16 protein-coding genes are annotated in these 15,855 nt (G+C 73.2%); 4 read left to right on the forward strand and 12 right to left on the reverse strand.

What is annotated here, in order from left to right; translation table 11 throughout:
• From GA0070215_RS17890 to lysS, 3 genes are all read right to left on the reverse strand, one after another.
• Positions 1-316 (reverse strand): Clp protease N-terminal domain-containing protein (locus GA0070215_RS17890; RefSeq protein ID WP_018745220.1); only part of this gene is annotated, 316 nt, incomplete at its 3' end.
• Positions 317-819: 503 nt separating this feature from the next.
• Positions 820-1,170: a histone-like nucleoid-structuring protein Lsr2 gene (locus GA0070215_RS17895; protein WP_167361528.1), complete on the reverse strand. Its 351-nt coding sequence runs from the start codon at positions 1,168-1,170 to the stop codon at positions 820-822.
• A gap of 120 nt (positions 1,171-1,290) precedes the next feature.
• Entirely contained in the window at positions 1,291-2,799 is a 1,509-nt protein-coding gene (lysS, locus tag GA0070215_RS17900; protein ID WP_018786634.1) for a lysine--tRNA ligase, read from the reverse strand.
• A gap of 91 nt (positions 2,800-2,890) precedes the next feature.
• Here lysS and GA0070215_RS29165 point away from each other — a divergent pair, with 91 nt between their 5' ends.
• Together GA0070215_RS29165 and GA0070215_RS17905 are read left to right on the forward strand one after the other, a co-directional pair.
• A complete protein-coding gene (locus GA0070215_RS29165) occupies positions 2,891-3,037 on the forward strand; it encodes a hypothetical protein (RefSeq protein ID WP_244167038.1) in 147 nt (48 codons plus the stop codon).
• Positions 3,038-3,127: 90 nt separating this feature from the next.
• Positions 3,128-3,643 carry a class I SAM-dependent methyltransferase gene (locus GA0070215_RS17905; RefSeq protein WP_244167039.1) on the forward strand — a complete coding sequence of 172 codons (516 nt, stop codon included), beginning with the start codon at positions 3,128-3,130 and terminating at the stop codon, positions 3,641-3,643.
• Between the two features lie 21 nt (positions 3,644-3,664).
• Here the strand turns inward: GA0070215_RS17905 and GA0070215_RS17910 are convergent, their stop codons facing one another.
• The 7 genes from GA0070215_RS17910 to GA0070215_RS17940 all read right to left on the reverse strand — a co-directional run bounded on the left by GA0070215_RS17910 (position 3,665) and on the right by GA0070215_RS17940 (position 10,431).
• Entirely contained in the window at positions 3,665-4,423 is a 759-nt protein-coding gene (locus GA0070215_RS17910) for a type III pantothenate kinase (RefSeq protein WP_013288955.1), read from the reverse strand.
• Positions 4,424-4,432: 9 nt separating this feature from the next.
• On the reverse strand, positions 4,433-5,329 hold the full coding sequence (gene nadC / locus GA0070215_RS17915) for a carboxylating nicotinate-nucleotide diphosphorylase (RefSeq protein WP_091047670.1): 897 nt from the start codon (positions 5,327-5,329) through the stop codon (positions 4,433-4,435).
• Positions 5,330-5,375: 46 nt separating this feature from the next.
• Positions 5,376-7,073: an L-aspartate oxidase gene (locus GA0070215_RS17920; protein WP_091047673.1), complete on the reverse strand. Its 1,698-nt coding sequence runs from the start codon at positions 7,071-7,073 to the stop codon at positions 5,376-5,378.
• A gap of 61 nt (positions 7,074-7,134) precedes the next feature.
• Positions 7,135-8,028 carry a septum formation family protein gene (locus GA0070215_RS17925; RefSeq protein ID WP_091047676.1) on the reverse strand — a complete coding sequence of 298 codons (894 nt, stop codon included), beginning with the start codon at positions 8,026-8,028 and terminating at the stop codon, positions 7,135-7,137.
• A gap of 169 nt (positions 8,029-8,197) precedes the next feature.
• Positions 8,198-8,629: an aspartate 1-decarboxylase gene (gene panD, locus GA0070215_RS17930; protein ID WP_018786630.1), complete on the reverse strand. Its 432-nt coding sequence runs from the start codon at positions 8,627-8,629 to the stop codon at positions 8,198-8,200.
• A 30-nt stretch (positions 8,630-8,659) separates the two neighbouring features.
• The gene (panC, locus tag GA0070215_RS17935; RefSeq protein WP_018786629.1) at positions 8,660-9,502 is read right to left on the reverse strand and encodes a pantoate--beta-alanine ligase; all 843 of its coding nucleotides are present in this window, start codon (positions 9,500-9,502) and stop codon (positions 8,660-8,662) included.
• Positions 9,502-10,431 (reverse strand): Rossmann-like and DUF2520 domain-containing protein, encoded by a 930-nt coding sequence (locus GA0070215_RS17940; protein WP_091047679.1) that lies wholly within the window; start codon positions 10,429-10,431, stop codon positions 9,502-9,504. Before GA0070215_RS17940 ends, panC begins: the two co-directional genes overlap by 1 nt.
• A 192-nt stretch (positions 10,432-10,623) precedes the next feature.
• On the opposite strand from GA0070215_RS17940, the gene GA0070215_RS17945 reads away from it, so the two are divergent.
• Positions 10,624-11,697 (forward strand): SAM-dependent methyltransferase, encoded by a 1,074-nt coding sequence (locus tag GA0070215_RS17945; protein ID WP_208600372.1) that lies wholly within the window; start codon positions 10,624-10,626, stop codon positions 11,695-11,697.
• On the forward strand, positions 11,694-12,863 hold the full coding sequence (locus tag GA0070215_RS17950) for an NADH-quinone oxidoreductase subunit D (protein ID WP_196806732.1): 1,170 nt from the start codon (positions 11,694-11,696) through the stop codon (positions 12,861-12,863). The genes GA0070215_RS17945 and GA0070215_RS17950 overlap by 4 nt, the downstream gene beginning before the upstream one ends.
• A gap of 29 nt (positions 12,864-12,892) precedes the next feature.
• Here GA0070215_RS17950 and GA0070215_RS17955 read toward each other — a convergent pair whose 3' ends face one another.
• Complete coding sequence (locus tag GA0070215_RS17955; protein ID WP_091047685.1) at positions 12,893-14,713, reverse strand: hypothetical protein; 1,821 nt, start codon at positions 14,711-14,713, stop codon at positions 12,893-12,895.
• 124 nt (positions 14,714-14,837) lie between these two features.
• A complete protein-coding gene (locus GA0070215_RS17960; protein ID WP_026268183.1) occupies positions 14,838-15,842 on the reverse strand; it encodes a glycine betaine ABC transporter substrate-binding protein in 1,005 nt (334 codons plus the stop codon).
• Positions 15,843-15,855: the final 13 nt, after the last annotated feature.

Below are 15,855 nucleotides of genomic sequence, written 5' to 3' on the forward strand. Positions count from 1 at the left end.
CGGTACCGATGTAGTTGTGGCCCAGCTGCAACGCCTCACGCAGCGACAACTCCAGCACCTTCTTGGCCCGCGGCGTGAACGGGATATGCCCGCTCGGCGCCTGCTGACCCTGACCGATGATCTCCTCAACCTGCTGACGCACGCCCTCCAAAGAGATACCAAGACTCTCCAGGGCCTTAGCCGCAACACCCTCACCCTCATGGATCAGGCCCAGCAGGATGTGTTCCGTACCGATGTAGTTGTGGTTGAGCATCCGGGCCTCTTCCTGGGCCAGGACGACAACCCGTCGCGCTCGGTCGGTGAACCGCTCGAACATGCCCTCGTGCTCCTCACGTGCCGTGCGCCTTGATGGTCAGATCTCGGCGGGGCCGGTGCGCGGACGTCCGGGACGGGCGTCCGTGCCTCCTTACTCTATCGCCGCGGACCGTCTCCGCTGAGGTCGTGTGCCTCCGCGAATGACCGTTCCGACGTCGTTTCTGCCAACCGTCCACGCTCAGGAGGTGTTCCGGGGCCCCTGCCTGTACGCGCAGAGCGAAATTCGACCGGCGCCCGAACGGTCGGTCGAGTGGCCCGGAGGCGGCGCCGATGCGTCCGCCGGGGCCGTCCACAGCCTGTGGATGAAATCTCCACCACCTGTGGACAACCGCCCCGGGCGGGGATTTCTTCCCGGCCGGGGCGCCTCCTTCGCCGGATGGGCCGGACCGGACATCCGGCACCAAAGGGACGGCGGGGCGCATTCGTGACCCCGAACGGAAGCGGCGACGCCGGCCCGGAGTGGCACTCCGGGCCGGCGTCGCGTCGCCAGTGACGAGGGTGGGGTCAGTGCCCCGCCTTCGCGTGGTACTCGTCCACGATCTCCTGCGGGATCCGGCCCCGATCGGAGATGTCCTTGCCGGCCTTCTTGGCCCACTCGCGGATGGCCCGGTTCTGCTCACGGTCGGCGGTCGCGCCGCCTCGGCCCCGAGCGGCCCGGCCACCGACGACCACACCCCCGCGACCGACCTTCGTTCCGTTCGCGACGTACGGCGCGAATACGTCGCGCAATTTGCCGGCGTTGGATGCGGAGAGGTCGATCTCGTACTGCACGCCGTCGAGCGCGAACTTGACGGTCTCGTCAGCGTCCCCGCCGTCCAGGTCATCGACCAGCTTGTGAATGATCTGCTTGGCCACGTCCCACATTCCTTTCGAGCAGGGTTGCACTCCTGCAATACACCGAGCACGATAACCCGACCGGCGCTTGCCGCGTCAATAGGACGGGGTAACGAGCCGGAGAAGGTTTGCGGGGAGCGCCTACTCGGGCCGGACCAACGGGAACAGGATCGTTTCCCGAATTCCGAGGCCCGTCAGTGCCATCAGCAGCCGGTCGATTCCCATTCCCATGCCGCCGGACGGCGGCATTCCGTACTCCATGGCCCGGAGAAAGTCCTCGTCCAGTCGCATCGCCTCGTCGTCGCCGCGCGCCGCGAGCTGCGCCTGGGCCACCAGCCGCTCCCGCTGCACGACCGGGTCGACCAGCTCCGAGTACGCGGTACCCAGCTCGAATCCCAGCACGTAGAGGTCCCACTTCTCGGCCAGGCCCGGCTCGCTGCGGTGAGCCCGGGTCAACGGGCTGGTCTCCTCCGGGTAGTCCATGACGAACGTGGGCGCCTGAAGGGACGGCACGACCAGCTCCTCGAACAACTCCTCGGCCAGCTTGCCCGGTCCCCACTTCGGGTCGACGGAGAGACCGACCTTGTCCGCGTACTCGACCAGGCGCGCCCTTTCGGTGCGGACGGTGACCTCCTCACCGAGCGCTTCGGAAAGAACACCGAACAGCGTCACCGACCGCCACTCGCCGCCGAGATCGAACTCACGCCCGTCGGCGTGGGTCACCACCGTCGAGCCGGAGACCGCCACTGCGGCCCGCTGTACGAGATTTCGGGTCAGCTCGGCCATCGTCTGGTAGTCGCCGTACGCCTGGTACGCCTCCAGCATCGCGAACTCGGGCGAGTGCGAAGAGTCGATGCCCTCATTACGGAAGTTGCGGTTGATCTCGAAGACGCGGTCCACGCCACCGACCACGGCGCGCTTGAGAAACAGTTCCGGCGCGATTCGCAGATACAGATCCGTGTCGAGCGCATTGCTGTGGGTCACGAATGGGCGGGCCGCCGCGCCACCGTGCAGCAGTTGCAGCATCGGCGTCTCGACCTCGAGGAAGTCCTGACCGTGCAGGGTGTCGCGGAGGCTGCGAACGGCGGTGGCCCGGGTGCGGACCATCTGCCGGGCCTGCGGGCGGACCACCAGGTCCACGTAGCGCTGGCGGACCCGGGCCTCCTCGCTGAGCGGCTTGTGCGCCACCGGCAGCGGACGCAGCGCCTTGGCGGTCACCGCCCACTCCTCGGCGAGAACGGACAGCTCGCCGCGCCGGCTGGTGATCACCTCGCCGGTCACGCCGACGTGGTCGCCGAGGTCGACCAGGCGCTTCCAGTCCGCCAGCCGCTCGGCGCCGACCCGGTCCAGCGAAAGCATCGCCTGGACCTCGGTGCCGTCACCGTCCCGGAGCGTCGCGAAGCAGAGCTTGCCGGTGTTGCGGATGAAGATCACCCGCCCGGTGACCGACACCCGGTCGCCGGTGGCGGTGTCGGTCGGCAGGTCGCCGTAGCGCTCCCGCAACCGCGCGAGCGTGGTGGTCCGCGGGAAACCCACCGGGTACGGCTCGACTCCCTCGGCGAGCATCCGGTCCCGCTTCTCCCGGCGGACCTTCATCTGCTCGGGAAGGTCGTCGGCGGGATCTGTTGGCAGGGCGTTCTGCTCGGTCACGGCACGCTTCCTCAGGCCTTGGGGACATCGCGGGGTCAGCACATGAGCGTACTCAAGCGCCGTGGCGGGCGTTACGGGATAACTGCCCGCCATGACCGACCCCACTGCGGCGCTCTCGTTCGGCGTGGCCGCGGCCGAGTACGACCGTTTCCGTCCCCGCTATCCGGAGGCGGCGCTGCGCTGGACGGGCTGCACGCCGCGCGGGTGGTGGACCTCGGCGCCGGCACCGGCATCCTGACCCGGGGACTGCTGGCGCCGACCGGGCCGGTGGCGTACGTCGCACCCGTGGAACCGGATCCGGGGATGCGGGCGCAACTGGCCCATTCCGGTGGCGTTCTACGCGGTGGTGTCGGTCGCGGTGATCTGCCGGGCGGCCAGGTTGACGCTCACCACGGGCCCCGCCACGCCTGGCACGACGGCGCTCGCCGGCAGCGCCGAGGCGGTGCCGCTGCCGGACGCGTCGGCGGACGCGGTGCTGGTCGGGCAGGCCTACCACTGGTTCGACCGGGAGCGGGCGCACGCCGAGGTGGGCCGCGTGCTGCGCCCGGGCGGCACGTTCGCGCCGGTCTGGAACATCAGGGACGGGCGGGTCGGCTGGGTGGCCGAGCTGAGCCGGATCGCCCACCTCGGTGACGACGCCGGCGACATGACCCAGCGGTACGCGGACTTCGGCGCCGCCTTCACCGAGTTCGCGCACGCCACCACGCTCACGAAGGACGAGGTGGTGGGCGTGCTGCACACCCTGTTCGTACTGGCTGACCGCCGACGCGGGCGAGCAGCGGCGGGTCGACGCGGAGCTGACCGAGCTGTTAAGAAGGGGCCCTTCCTCTACCGGAGGCGTTAATAGGGGGCCCTTCCTTACACCTCAGACGTTGCGGTCGTAGACCATCCGCAGGCCGATCAACGTGATCATCGGCTCGTGGTGGGTGATGGTGTGGCACTCGCCGAGCACCAGCGAGGCCAGGCCGCCGGTCGCGATGACCGCCTTCACGCCGCCCAACTCCTCGGACATCCGCTCGACGATCCGGTCCACCTGGCCGGCGAAGCCGAAGTAGAGCCCGGCCTGGAGGCACTCGACCGTGTTCTTGCCGATCACCGAGCGCGGGCGGGTCGCCTCCACCTTGCGCAGCTGGGCGGCGCGGGCGGCCAGCGCGTCGAAGGAGATCTCGATGCCGGGCGCGAACGCCCCGCCGAGGAACTCCCCCCGGCTGCTGACCAGGTCGAAGTTGGTGGTGGTGCCGAAGTCCACGACGATCGACGGCCCGCCGTAGAGCGTGTACGCGGCGAGCGTGTTGACGACCCGGTCGGCGCCCACCTCCTTCGGGTTGTCGATGGCGAGCTGCACGCCGGTCCGGACGCCCGGCTCGACGATCACGCTGGGCAGGTCGGCGTAGTACCTGTCGAGCATGGTGCGCAACGAGCGCAGCGCGGCCGGCACCGTCGAGCAGGCGGCCACGCCGGTGATCTCCACGGCGTCCCCGGCGAGCAGTCCGCGGAACATCAGGCCCAGCTCGTCCGCAGTGGAACGGGCATCGGTCTTGATCCGCCACGAATGCACCAGCTTGTCGCCGTCGAAGGTCGCCAGCACGGTGTTCGTGTTTCCGATGTCGATGCAGAGCAGCACAGCGGCAGCCTAGACGTCGCGCAGGTCGAGGGCGATGTCCAGGATCGGCGACGAGTGCGTGAGCGCGCCGACCGAGAGGAAGTCGACGCCCGTCGCGCCGTACTCGGCGGCCATGGGCAGCGTCAGCCCGCCGGTGGCCTCCAGCTCCGCCCGGTCACCCACCGACGCCACCACCTCGCGCAGCTGCGCCGGGGTCATGTTGTCCAGCAGCAGGAACCGGGCGCCCGCCTCGACCGCCTCCACCGCCTCGGCCGGCGTGTCCACCTCGACCTGCACCGCGACGTCGGGGAACGCCTCCCGGACCCGGCGGAACGCGGCAGCGATCCCGCCCGCGGCGACCTTGTGGTTGTCCTTGATCATGGCGACGTCGTACAGGCCCATCCGCTTGTTGGTGCCGCCACCGGCCCGGACCGCGTACTTCTCCAGCGCCCGCAGGCCGGGCGTGGTCTTGCGGGTGTCCAGCACCGTCGCCTTCGTGCCGGCCAGCGCGTCGGCCCAGGCCCGGGCGTGCGTCGCCACCCCGGACATGCGGGACAGCAGGTTCAGCGCCGTCCGCTCGGCGGTCAGCAGCAGCCGGGTCGGCCCGGTCACGGTGGCCAGCACGTCGCCGCGCGCCACCCGCTGCCCGTCGTGCGCGACAAATGAGACCTCGACCGTACGCCCCGCGCCGGTCACCTCGCCGACCAGCTCGAACACGGCGGCGGCGACGGGCAGCCCGGCCACCACGCCGTCGGCGCGCGCCACCAGGTCGCCCGTGTCGTGCTGCTCGTCCGGGATGGTGGCCACGCTCGTGACGTCGAGGAAGCCGGGCCCCAGATCCTCGTGCAGCGTGTCGACGACGACCTGCCGGACCCGCTCCGGGTCCAGGCCGCCGTCCCGCAGCGCCCGCTCCGTCGGCTCCCTCATCAGCTGTGCCTCCTTTGTTCGCGACTGCGGGGCTCGCAAGACCGGCTCACTCCTCGCGCTCACGGGATTCCCAGCGCTCGGCCACAAGCCCGTCCGTGCCCACCTCGGCCACCAGGTGGCCCAGCCACCTCTCGTCGGCCGTAGGGAAGTCCTCCCGCCAGTGGCAGCCCCGCGTCTCCTGGCGCGCGTACGCGGCCGCGACCAGCGTCGACGCCACTGTCAGCAGGTTCGTCGCCTCCCAGTCGGCGGTACGCGGCACGCCCCGGCCCGCACCCAGCCCGGTGAGCGTGGCGGCGGTGGCCTCCAGCGTCCGCGCCGACCGGAGCACGCCCGCGCCCCGGGTCATCGCCCGTTGCAGCTCCGCCGTGCCCGTCGCCGGCACCAGCGCGCCCGGACCACCCACCCAGGCACCGGTCTCTGCCGGGCGGGCCTGCTCGGGCAGCCCGGCGGCGATGTCCTCGGCGATCCGGCGGGAGAAGACCAGCCCCTCCAGCAGCGAGTTGCTGGCGAGCCGGTTGGCGCCGTGCACGCCGGTGCAGGCGACCTCGCCGCACGCGTACAGGCCGGGGATGGAGGTACGGCCGCGCAGGTCGGTCCGGACGCCGCCGGAGGCGTAGTGCGCGGCCGGCGCGACCGGGATCAGGTCGGTCGCCGGGTCCACGCCGATGGCCAGGCAGGACGCCACGATGGTGGGAAACCGCCGGGCCAGGAAGTCGCCGCCCAGGTGCCGGGCGTCCAGGAACACGTGCTCGGCGCCGGACGCGAGCAGCACCCGGTGGATGCCCTTCGCGACCACGTCCCGGGGAGCCAGCTCGGCCAGCTCGTGCTGACCGACCATGAACCGCTTGCCGTCGCCGTCGACTAGGTGCGCGCCCTCGCCGCGCAGCGCCTCGGAGACCAGCGGCTGCTGGGCCAGCCCCGCCCCCGGTCCGCCGGGCGGCACGATCAGCGCGGTCGGGTGGAACTGGACGAACTCCACGTCGGTGACCGCCGCGCCGGCGCGCAACGCCAGCGCCACCCCGTCCCCGGTGGAGACCGCCGGGTTGGTGGTGGCGGCGAAGACCTGCCCCATCCCGCCGGTGGCAAGCACCACCGCCCGGCCGAGGATCGCGCCGACGCCGTCCTCGCTGCCCTCGCCGAGCACGTGCAGCGTGATGCCGCAGGCCGGGCCGAGCCCGCCCGGACCGTCGCCGGGAGCGCGCAGCAGGTCCAGTACGAGGGCGTGCTCGACCAGCCGGATCCACGGGTCGCGGCGGACCGCGTCGTGCAGCGCCCGCTGCACCTCCGCGCCGGTGGCGTCGCCGCCGGCGTGCACGATCCGGTCGGCCCGGTGGCCGCCCTCCCGGGTCAGCATCAGCGACCCGTCCGGGTTGCGGTCGAACTCCGCCCCGATCCGCATCAGCTCGCGCAGCCGGGTCGGGCCCTCGGCCACGAGCGCGCGGACCGCCGCCGGGTCGCACAGGCCGACGCCGGCGACCTGCGTGTCGTACGCGTGCGCGTCCGGGGTGTCCGCCGGATCAAGTACGGCGGCGATCCCGCCCTGCGCCCAGCGGGTGGAGCCCTCGTCCATGTCGACCTTGGTGACCACCGTGACGTGCAGGCCCGCCTCGCGCAGGTGCAGCGCGGCGGTCAGCCCGGCCACGCCGGAGCCGACCACGATCACGTCTGTCGTCTCCACCCAGCCGGGGGCCGGTGCGGCGAGCAGCCGGGGCAGCGCCGGCAGGTCGACGGTCGGTAGGTCCATGAGCACAGTCAACCCGAAGCGAACTCGGCTCGGGCGCGGGGGGCGTGACGAGTGCGCCCGGCTACCTCGTCCGGCGCGGGAGGGCGGCCGGTCCGCCGCCCTTGAGCGAGGTGGTCACCGTCCGGTCGCTGAGCCACAGGTAGCAGCGCACGCCCCGGTCGCCGACCGCCCAGCGACCCGCCGCGGGCGGGCGGACCACCACGTCGCTGCGGTAGCGCACGGAAGCGTCGGCGGGCACTCCCGCGTACCGGGCGATCACGCCGAAGCAACCGTCGTAGAGCGGCACCCAGTCCTCCGGCTTCTTCGGATACGGGCGGTCCGGCGCGGCCCACACCCCGACGAACTCGGCGTCGTGCGCCACTGTGCAGTCGACCGGGGTGAGCCGCTGCACGCGGCCCGCGTCCCGCCCGGTGCGCTGGCAGCCGAGCCGGAGCGGGGACGGCGACTTGAGCGCGTCGCGCAGGCTGCCCGTCCGGGTGACCACGGTGGCCGCCGCCTCGACAGTGGTCAGCTCGGTCAGGTCACACCGGTACCAGCGGGAGCCGGCCGTCCAGCCCGCGCCCGTCGGCACCGCCACCGCCAGCCGGAGTCGCCCGGCACGCCAGTCGTCACCCACGTACCCGGTGGCCCGCTTGTCGCAGTCGGCGAACGCGGTACGCAGCTCGGGTGAGGTGAGCGGCGGCGGCGTGGACCGGTCGGCGGCGAACGCACCGACATGCACGGTCTCCACCCGGTGCGGCAGCTCGCAGTCGACCGGCGCGTACGCGTTCAGGCCGACGCTCGCTGTGAAGTCGGCGACCTGGCAGACTCCGGCGGCCGGGGTGAACGGCCCGGGGGCCGCCATCGCGGCCCAGTCGTCGGTGAGGTCGCCGTCCAGCCCGCCGGCGTCGGCACAGCCGGTCAGGGCGGCGCTCGCGACCATCGCGGCGACCAGGAAGCTCATCGCACGGCGCATCGCGGCCTCCCCCAGCCGACGACCGTCGATCCCCGACGGTCCGCCCAGGGTAGCCGAAAATGACCTTCCGGTGACAGACCGCTTTCCCGCCCGTCCGCCCCGCCGATCTTGCCCTAACCGCCCCCGCGGACCTGACAACAGAGGCGACAAGGGGGCCGAAACTGCAAGATCAACGGCGGGACGCGGCGGCGAGGGGGTTGGGGACCGGGGTTCCGGCGGTGCCGGGGGCCGCGGTCGCCGGGTCGGCCGAGAGGTCGACGACCTTGTTGTCGGCGTCCACGTGCACCACCTTCGGGTGGTACGCGCGGGCCTCGGCGTCGTCCATCTGCCCGTACGAGATCAGGATGACCAGGTCACCCGGGTGCACCAGGTGCGCGGCGGCGCCGTTGATACCGATCACGCCGCTGCCTCGCCGGCCCGGGATCACGTACGTCTCCAGCCGGGCGCCGTTTGTGATGTCCACGATCGCGACCTGCTCGCCGGGAAGCAGGTCCGCCGCGTCGAGCAGGTCCTCGTCCACCGTCACCGAGCCGACGTAGTGCAGGTCGGCCTGGGTCACGGTGGCCCGATGGATCTTCGACTTGAGCATGGTCCGCAGCATCGGGGTGCCTTTCCGCATTCGTGGTGGGGTTCAGGGACGCGGCGCGAGGTGGATCGCCGTGTTGTCGATCAGGCGGGTGGCGCCGACCCAGGCCGCGATCAGCAGCCGGGCCGGACCGGCCACCGGGCCGGGTTCCAGCTCGGTGTCGGTGAGCACCAGGTAGTCCAGGCGGGCGTCCGGTACGTCGAAGGCCCGGTGCGCGGCGGCCAGCACGGTACCCGCGTCCTCACCCCGCTCGGCCGCCGCCGCGCCGGCCCGCAACGCGGCCGACAGGCTCAGCGCGGCCCGCCGCTGCTCCGCCGACAGGTACCGGTTACGGCTGGACATGGCCAGCCCGTCCGGCTCCCGTACGGTCGGCACGCCGACGACCTCGGTCGGCACGTCGAGGTCGCGGACCATCCGGCGGACCAGGGTGAGCTGCTGGAAGTCCTTCTCGCCGAAGAAGGCCAGGTCGGGGCGGGTGAGCTGGAGCAGCTTCATGACCACGGTGAGCACGCCGTGGAAGAAGCCGGGACGGCTCAGGCCCTCCAGGTCCTCGCCGAGCGGACCCGGGTCGAGCCGCACCGCCGGGCGGCCCTCCGGGTACATCTCGCTCACCGACGGCGCGAACACCACGTCCACCCCGGCCCGCCGGCAGATCTCCAGGTCGGAGTCGAGCGTGCGCGGATAGCGGTCGAAGTCCTCGTTCGGGCCGAACTGCAGCGGGTTCACGAAGATCGTGACGATGACGTGGCCGGCGCGCTCGCGGGCGGCCCGCAGCAGCGCCTCGTGCCCGGCGTGCAGCGCGCCCATGGTCATCACCACGCCGACCGGGCCGGCCGTCGCCTCGCGGGCCGCCGCCAGCTCCTTGCGCGTGTGCAGCACCTCGGCCATCAGGCCGCCACCTCGATTCCGTCGAGCGCGTTGCGCAGTGCGGCCGCGTCCGCCGGGCGGAGGCGGCCGACCGCGACGGCACGGTCCGCCGTCCGTCGTGCCAACGCCAGATACGCGGGTACTGATTCCGGCGCGGTCCGCGCCAGCCGGTCCAGATGCCGGCGTACGGTGCCCGCGTCGCCCCGCGACACCGGGCCGGTCAGCGCGTCGTCGCCCAGCCGCAGCGCGTTCTCCAGCGCGGCCCGCAGCAGCGGGGCGAGCACTTTCTCCGGCCGTTCCACCCCGGCGTCGCGCAGCCGGTCGGCCGCCTCGTTGACGAGCGTCACCAGATGGTTCGCGCCGTGCGCGAGCGCGGCGTGGTAGAGCGGCCGGTCGTGCTCACCGACCCACTCCGGTACGCCACCCAGGTCGGCCACCAGCCGGGCCGCGAACGGGCGCAGCTCGGTCGGGGCGGTCACCCCGTAGGAGATGCCGGGCAGGCGGGACAGGTCGTCCGGCGTACCGGTGAAGGTCATCGCCGGGTGCAGCGCGAGCGGCCGGGCACCCGCCTCGACGGCCGGGGCCAGCGCGGCGAGCCCGTGCGCGCCGGACGTGTGCGCCACCACCTGGCCGGGGCGCAGCGCGCCGCTCGCGGCCAGGTCCGCGACCACGCCCGCGAGCGCGTCGTCCGGGACCGCGACGATCAGCAGGTCTGCGGCGGCGCGCGCCACGGCGGGCGCGGAACGGTGCGGGGTCTGCGGCAGCAGCAGCGCCAGCCGGGCCGCTGTCGCGCCCGAGGCGCCGGACGCGGCGACCATCCGGTGACCGGCGGCGGCGAGGGCCGCGCCCAGCACGGCGCCGACCCGGCCGGCGCCGAGGACGCCGACGGTGAGGGTACGCGGGAAGACGGGCGGGGCAGCGGTGGCCCGGGGGCGCAGCGGTGCGCTCATGGCAGCGATCCAGTCCTCGAAGGGGGTACCGGTCGATGGCAAGTATGCGCCCGGGTGACAGACCTGAAACAAGAAGGTGTGAAAACCTTCACCGGCCACCGAAGCGGCCGCTGCGGTGGCGGGCAAACCGCCCGATCGGGTACGTCCCGTAGGGTCGGCACGGTGACCTCCCCGCTGCGCTGGCGCGACGCGATGGAGCGGGCGCTGTACGGGCCGGACGGCTTCTTCGTCTCCGGTGCCGGGCCCGCCGCGCACTTCCGGACGAGCGTGCACGCCTCGCCCGTCTTCGCCGCCTGCCTGATGCGGCAGCTCGAAGCGGTGGACGCGGCGCTGGGGCACCCGGCCCGGCTGGACGTGGTGGACGTGGGCGCGGGACGGGGCGAACTGCTCCGGGCGCTGCTGGCACAGGCGGCACCGGAGCTGGCCGCCCGGCTCCACCCGGTAGCCGTGGAACGGTCGGCCCGCCCACCGGACCTGCCGCCGGAGATCGACTGGCAGGCCGACATCCCCGACGGAATAACAGGCCTGCTCCTGGCCACCGAATGGCTGGACAACGTCCCCCTGGACGTGGCAATCCACGCCCAGTCAGGCTGGCGCCTCCTCCTGGTGAACCCGAGAACCGGCGAGGAAACCCCGGGCCCGCCCCCGTCCCCCACCGACACGACTTGGCTGACCCACTGGTGGCCCCCGGCTCCCACCCCGCCCAACGCCCCGATGATCAAGGAGTTTGCGGCGGCGGAGGGCCCGGATCCGGACACGAACTCCTTGATCAACGGCGTCGGTGAGGGCGGGGGTGAGGTCGGAGGGCGGGCGGAGATCGGGGTGGGACGGGATCTGGCCTGGGCGGAGGCTGTGGGGAAGGTTGCGCGCGGGCTGGCGCTGGCGGTGGACTACGGGCATCTGCGGGAGTCGCGTCCGGCTGACGGGACGCTGACCGGGTATCGGGGTGGGCGGCAGGTGCCACCGGTCCCGGACGGGTCGTGCGACGTGACGGCGCACGTCGCCATGGACTCGGTCGCCTCCGCCGGTGAACGGGTCGCGCGGTGCGCGTACTCCCTGGTCTCGCAGCGGGAGGCGCTGCGGGCGCTCGGGGCCGACGGCGGGCGACCGCCGCTGAGCCTGGCCTCCCGTGACCCGGCCGGCTACCTGCGGGCGCTCGCAGCGGCGTCGGCGGCGGCCGAGCTGACCGACGCGGCCGGGCTCGGCGGGCACCTGTGGCTGCGGCAGCCGGTCGGCGTCGCGCTCGACGCGGTCGTGGCACGATGACGGGCATGACCACGGACGCCGCCGACCTCCGCGAGCTGACAGTCGGCACCGGCGCCGGCGGTGAGCAGCTCGGCACCGACATGGTGCTCAACATCGGGCCGCAACACCCCTCGACGCACGGCGTGCTCCGGCTGAAGCTGGTGCTCGACGGGGAGCGGGTGGTCGCCGCCGAGCCGATCGTCGGCTACATGCACCGGGGGGCGGAGAAGCTCTTCGAGGTACGCGACTACCGGCAGATCATCGTGCTGGCGAACCGGCACGACTGGCTGTCGGCGTTCTCCAACGAGCTGGGCGTGGTGCTCGCGGTCGAGCGGCTGCTGGGCATGGAGGTGCCGGAGCGCGCCACCTGGCTGCGGATGGCGCTGGCCGAGCTGAACCGGGTGCTCAACCACCTGATGTTCCTCGGCTCGTACCCGCTGGAGATCGGCGCGATCACGCCGATGTTCTACGCGTTCCGGGAACGGGAGACCATCCAGGCCGTGATGGAGGAGGTCTCCGGCGGCCGGATCCACTACATGTTCAACCGGGTCGGGGGCCTCAAGGAGGAGGTGCCGGCGGGCTGGACCGGGCGCGCCCGCGCCGCCATCGCCGAGGTACGCCGCCGGATGCCCGACCTGGACAACCTGATCCGGCGCAACGAGATCTTCCTGGCCCGTACCGTCGGGGTCGGTGTGCTCTCCGCCGCCGACGCCGCCGCGTTCGGCGCGTCCGGGCCGGTCGCCCGCGCCTCCGGGCTCGACCTCGACCTGCGCCGCGACGAGCCGTACCTGGCCTACGACCAGCTCGACGTGCCGGTGGTGACGAAGACCGCCGGTGACTGCCACGCCCGCTTCGAGGTGCTGCTCGACCAGGTGTACGTCTCGCTCGACCTCGCCGAGCAGTGCCTGGACCGGGTGGACCGGATCAGCGGGCCGGTGAACACACGGCTGCCGAAGGTGTTGAAGGCGCCCGAGGGGCACACGTACGCCTGGACCGAGAACCCGCTCGGCATCAACGGCTACTACCTGGTGTCCCGGGGCGAGAAGACACCGTGGCGGCTCAAGCTGCGCACCGCCTCGTACGCGAACGTGCAGGCGCTGTCGTCGCTGCTGCCCGGCTGTCTGGTGCCGGACCTGATCGCCATTCTCGGCTCGATGTTCTTCGTCGTGGGCGACATCGACAAGTAGTCGCGGCGGCCGTGCTCAGCGGGGCACGGTCAGTGCCAGCGGTCGCCGGTGTCCCGGTACGGCCGGCCGTGTCCACCGTGCTCCGGGTCGCGCCACTCCGGCTCCGGTGGACGCCACTCCGGCTCGGGCTGACGCCACTGCTCCGGCTCGGGCTGACGCCACTGCGATTCGGGCCGGCGCCACTCCGGAGGTGGCTGGCGCCATTCCGCCTGGCCGCTGCGCTGCGTCGGCGGCCGCCACTCGTCCGGCACCGGCACCCCACCGGCCGGCAGCGCCGGGTGGCTCTCCCCGGACCAGCGGGCGTCCGGCCCGCCCGCGTCCGGTCCGCCGCCGCGTACCGAGGCCCACCGGTCCTCGACCCGGTACTCCGTGCCGCCGCCGTCGGCGTGCACGGCGGCCCGCCGTTCCCCGAGCCGGATCTCCCGGCCCGCACCGTCGTCGCGGACCGCGGCCCACCGGTTGCCGGCACGCATCTCGGACCACTGGTCGCCGTCGGTGCCCGCCCGGCCGTCCGGTACGCCCGATGCGGCTGAGGGCCAGTCGCTCGCCGAGCGGCCGGCCCGGTCGTCGCCGCCGCCGGACCAGTGCCGCTGCTCCTCCGCATCCGTCCGCCCCTGGTCGCTCGACCAGCCGCCCCCCGCGGTACGCCCCGACCAGCCCTGGTCCCCGGCGCTACGCCCCGACCAGCCGTGCTCCCCGGCGGCGGCCCGGCCGACACCCGCCCACGGATGCTCGGCACCGGGACGCCCGGGGTCGGTCCACGAGTGCCCGTCGTCGTCGGCACCCCGGCCGCCCTGGTCGGACCCGGCCCGGCGGCCGGACCGGTCGTCCCGGCCCGGGTCGCGGTGTCCCGCGCGCCAGTGGTCGGCCGCCTCCGCGCCGCGGGACCGGTCCTCGTCCGGCCAGCCGCCGCGGAATCCGCCGTACCGGGTGCCGGTCGGTTCACCGCCGCCGACGATCGTGTGCCGGGTGGTGACGTGCACCGTCTCGGTGTGGTGCACCACGCCGACCGGGCGGCTCTCCGGCCGGTCGGCCGGCTCGGACACCCGCGCCGCGCCGTAGACCCCGCTCACCGGCCGGTCCGGACGTGCGGTGGCCCGCGCCGGCTCGGCGTCGAGCCGGCCGGTCCGCGCCGGTTCCGAGTCGTGGTGGCCCGCCCGGGACGGCTCGGAGTCGTAGCGGCCGACTCCGGGCGGCTCGGCGTCGTGGCGGCCGGTCCAGGGCGGCTCGGCGTCGTAGCGGCCGGTACGGGGCGGGTCGGCGTCGTGGTGGCCGGTCCGGGGCGGGTCCGTGTCGTGGTCGGTTCCGTAGCGTCCGCCGGAGTACGCCGGCCGGGGCGGTTCGTCGTCGTCCCGGCCGGCCGGGTGCGCCCGGCCGGCGTCGGACGTGCCGGTCACCGGCACCCGCGCCGCACCACTGGGGCGCTCCGGCGCCGACGCGGAGGTCGACGCCGAGACGGGCGCGGAGGCCAGTCCGGCCGCGGCCGCGTCGAGCCGGTGCCTGATCGCGCCGGCCATCTCCTCGGCCCGGCGTGCCTGGTCGAGCGCCTGGTTGCCGCGCTGGGCGGCGGCCACGATCTCGGCTCGCAGCTCCCGCCGGAGCTGCGCCAACTCCTCGCGCAGTTCCTCGGACGCCACGCCCCCGGAACCGCTCTCCGGGCGCAGCGCGATGGACAGACCGATGAGCACGACGGCGAGGATCGCCAGGACGGCGCCGAACCGGAGCGAGCCGTTGCCGTCGGCGATCAGCAGAATGAGCGCGGCCAGGGGCGCCAGCCCCACACCGACCCAGAACAGGACGGTGAGCAGAGTGGGCGTGCTCTTGTCGGCGGGCGCGACCGAGGCGGGCATGGCTGAGCAGAGTACCGAGAGTTCCACCCGAGGGGAACGGGTCGGCGCCACTCGATCAGCGGCCCGTCGAACCGGGCGGCCGTGCCGCCGGCCGGCACGCGTGGCGCCGGCCGGCGGTGGTGCGTCAGCTGGTGGCCAGCGCCGCGTCGGAGGAGAAGACCAGGCCGACGCTCGCCGAGCCGGTCTTCAGAGCGTTCTTGGTCTGCGGGCCGCCCGCGTCCAGCGAGCTGAACGAACCGGCCTTGAAGTCGTAGACCTCGACCAGGCCGGCCTGGCACTTGGGCCGCTGCGGGCACTCCGGCGGCCCGGCCAGCACGGTGGCCTGCCCGGAACACTTCGCCGCCAGCTCGGAGAGCGTGGACACGTCGTACTTGTCGGCGAACGCCTTGGTCACCGCGAACGCGTTCTGGTCCTGCGCCTGGGACGGCTGGCCGAAGACCAGGCCGGCCTTGTCACCCTCGGTCTTCAGCGCCGCGACCGTCTTGTCCAGCTCCGGCGAGGAGACGGGCTGGGCGTCCTTGCCGTTGGCCTTGGTGTTGAGGAACTCCGCCATGGTGGCGGCGTACTCCGGGACGACTTGGATCTGCCCCTTCTCCAGGGCCGGCTCGTAGAGCTCACGGTTGCCGATGGTCTGCACCTCGACCTCGTAGCCGGCCGCGGTGAGCGCGATCTTGTAGAGCTCGGCGAGGGTCTGGCTCTCGCTGAAGTTGCCGGCGCCGACAGTGATCTGGCCGCCCGGGCCCTTCTCGATCCCGTCGGTCACGCCGTTGGCGGAGGCGAACTCCTGCGCCGCGACCTGGGGCGTCTTGCGGTCGACGTCGACCGCCCGGTTCAGCTGGATCAGCTTCGGGGTGTCGAGCTTCGCGGAGACCTTGTCCAGCGCGGCGACGAGCTGCGGCGTGGCCGCCTTCGCGTTGATCGCCGGGATGACGTTGTCGGTGTTCTGGAGCTTCTTGTCGTCGGTCAGGACGACGAGCTGGTCTCCAGCCACCGGAGCACAGCCCGCCCCCGAGGCGCCCTGCTCGGGCGCGTCGGTGCCGGACGAGCCGGCGTCGCCGCAGCCGGTGAGGAGAACAGCAGCGGTGAGTGCGCCGAGCGCCCCCGCGGCCAATGTCGTACGCGCGCGCATTCAGTGCCCGCCT

The sequence above is a fragment of the Micromonospora marina genome, assembly GCF_900091565.1.
Lineage (GTDB): Bacteria > Actinomycetota > Actinomycetes > Mycobacteriales > Micromonosporaceae > Micromonospora > Micromonospora marina.

Excerpts from the sequence above, each read along its gene's own strand:
- GA0070215_RS17920 (WP_091047673.1), bottom strand. The coding sequence starts at position 7,073 with ATGGACCTACCGACCGTCGACCTGCCGGCGCTGCCCCGGCTGCTCGCC.
- GA0070215_RS29165 (WP_244167038.1), top strand. The coding sequence starts at position 2,891 with ATGACCGACCCCACTGCGGCGCTCTCGTTCGGCGTGGCCGCGGCCGAG.
- panD (WP_018786630.1), bottom strand. The coding sequence starts at position 8,629 with ATGCTGCGGACCATGCTCAAGTCGAAGATCCATCGGGCCACCGTGACC.
- panC (WP_018786629.1), bottom strand. The coding sequence starts at position 9,502 with ATGGCCGAGGTGCTGCACACGCGCAAGGAGCTGGCGGCGGCCCGCGAG.
- GA0070215_RS17940 (WP_091047679.1), bottom strand. The coding sequence starts at position 10,431 with ATGAGCGCACCGCTGCGCCCCCGGGCCACCGCTGCCCCGCCCGTCTTC.
- GA0070215_RS17950 (WP_196806732.1), top strand. The coding sequence starts at position 11,694 with ATGACGGGCATGACCACGGACGCCGCCGACCTCCGCGAGCTGACAGTC.
- GA0070215_RS17925 (WP_091047676.1), bottom strand. The coding sequence starts at position 8,028 with ATGCGCCGTGCGATGAGCTTCCTGGTCGCCGCGATGGTCGCGAGCGCC.
- GA0070215_RS17945 (WP_208600372.1), top strand. The coding sequence starts at position 10,624 with ATGGAGCGGGCGCTGTACGGGCCGGACGGCTTCTTCGTCTCCGGTGCC.
- GA0070215_RS17955 (WP_091047685.1), bottom strand. The coding sequence starts at position 14,713 with ATGCCCGCCTCGGTCGCGCCCGCCGACAAGAGCACGCCCACTCTGCTC.
- nadC (WP_091047670.1), bottom strand. The coding sequence starts at position 5,329 with ATGAGGGAGCCGACGGAGCGGGCGCTGCGGGACGGCGGCCTGGACCCG.
- GA0070215_RS17960 (WP_026268183.1), bottom strand. The coding sequence starts at position 15,842 with ATGCGCGCGCGTACGACATTGGCCGCGGGGGCGCTCGGCGCACTCACC.